The sequence below is a fragment of the Acinetobacter sp. YH12095 genome (genome assembly GCF_013419245.1).
GTDB classification, from domain to species: Bacteria; Pseudomonadota; Gammaproteobacteria; order Pseudomonadales; family Moraxellaceae; genus Acinetobacter; species Acinetobacter towneri.
This window is the reverse complement of the sequence record NZ_VPAL01000052.1, coordinates 1-1,658: the sequence shown is the minus strand read 5'-3', so window position 1 is coordinate 1,658 and position 1,658 is coordinate 1. Positions and strand designations below refer to the sequence as shown.

Below are 1,658 nucleotides of genomic sequence, written 5' to 3'. Positions count from 1 at the left end.
GCCAGGCCTCAGCATTTTATTATGGTGATCCCCTGGGCGAAATGCGCCTGGTAAGCAGAGTTTTTGAAATGTAAGGCCTTTGAATAAGACAAAAGGCTGCCTCATCGCTAACTTTGCAACAGTGCCATTTTAAGCGTTATGCTAAGCCCAGGAAGCCGCAGGATCTTTTGAACCACAACTGCATTAACGTCCGCTATTCTGATACGAGTGGATTGTACGCCTGGGAATTCGAGAAAGATGCTCAGAAATTCAGTCTGAAAGTCAAAGGGCAATATATTGCGAACAGCACGATTCATCAGCTCGATGCAGCATTAGACGGGCTGGGGATTGCCTATATTCCCGAGTATGTTGCAGATGGATATATCAAAAGCGGCAAGCTGATTGCTGTTCTGACCGAGTGGTGTCCATATTTTGACGGCTACCATATTTATTATCCTCACCGCCGACAGGATTCTCCTGCGTTTATGGCTTTTCTGCAAGTTTTGCGTGACAGGTACAATAATGGAATAAGATAAATTTATGAGTAAAGGATTATGTCCACGATAAGCACCTGGGTCGATTCCTGGGAGGCGGCCATGAGGGTAGGGAAGCGCCGTCCCGTCAAGTCAGCGTAATGCTCTGCCAGTGTTACAACCAATTAACCAATTCTGATTAGAAAAACTCATCGAGCATCAAATGAAACTGCAATTTATTCATATCAGGATTATCAATACCATATTTTTGAAAAAGCCGTTTCTGTAATGAAGGAGAAAACTCACCGAGGCAGTTCCATAGGATGGCAAGATCCTGGTATCGGTCTGCGATTCCGACTCGTCCAACATCAATACAACCTATTAATTTCCCCTCGTCAAAAATAAGGTTATCAAGTGAGAAATCACCATGAGTGACGACTGAATCCGGTGAGAATGGCAAAAGCTTATGCATTTCTTTCCAGACTTGTTCAACAGGCCAGCCATTACGCTCGTCATCAAAATCACTCGCATCAACCAAACCGTTATTCATTCGTGATTGCGCCTGAGCGAGACGAAATGCGCGATCGCTGTTAAAAGGACAATTACAAACAGGAATCGAATGCAACCGGCGCAGGAACGCTGCCAGCGCATCAACAATATTTTCACCTGAATCAGGATATTCTTCTAATACCTGGAATGCTGTTTTCCCGGGGATCGCAGTGGTGAGTAACCATGCATCATCAGGAGTACGGATAAAATGCTTGATGGTCGGAAGAGGCATAAATGCCGTCAGCCAGTTTAGTCTGACCATCTCATCTGTAACATCATTGGCAACGCTACCTTTGCCATGTTTCAGAAACAACTCTGGCGCATTGGGCTTCCCATACAATCGATAGATTGTCGCACCTGATTGCCCGACATTATCGCGAGCCCATCTATACCCATATAAATCAGCATCCAGGTTGGAATTTAATCGCGGCCTCGAGCAAGACGTTTCCCGTTGAATATGGCTCATAACACCCCTTGTATTACTGTTTATGTAAGCAGACAGTTTTATTGTTCATGATGATATATTTTTATCGGCACTGTTGCAAATAGTCGGTGGTGATAAACTTATCATCCCCTTTTGCTGATGGAGCTGCACATGAACCCATTCAAAGGCCGGCATTTTCAGCGTGACATCATTCTGTGGGCCGTACGCTGGTA

The 1,658-nt window shown here is 44.9% G+C and carries 2 protein-coding genes; one reads left to right on the top strand and one right to left on the bottom strand.

What is annotated here, in order from left to right; all coding sequences use genetic code 11:
• The first annotated feature begins 113 nt into the window (after nt 1–113).
• Complete coding sequence (locus tag FTU35_RS13295; protein ID WP_001183556.1) at nt 114–515, top strand: LysR substrate-binding domain-containing protein; 402 nt, start codon at nt 114–116, stop codon at nt 513–515.
• Between the two features lie 136 nt (nt 516–651).
• Here FTU35_RS13295 and FTU35_RS13290 read toward each other — a convergent pair whose 3' ends face one another.
• Nucleotides 652–1,467: an APH(3')-I family aminoglycoside O-phosphotransferase gene (locus tag FTU35_RS13290; protein ID WP_160230712.1), complete on the bottom strand. Its 816-nt coding sequence runs from the start codon at nt 1,465–1,467 to the stop codon at nt 652–654.
• Nucleotides 1,468–1,658: the final 191 nt, after the last annotated feature.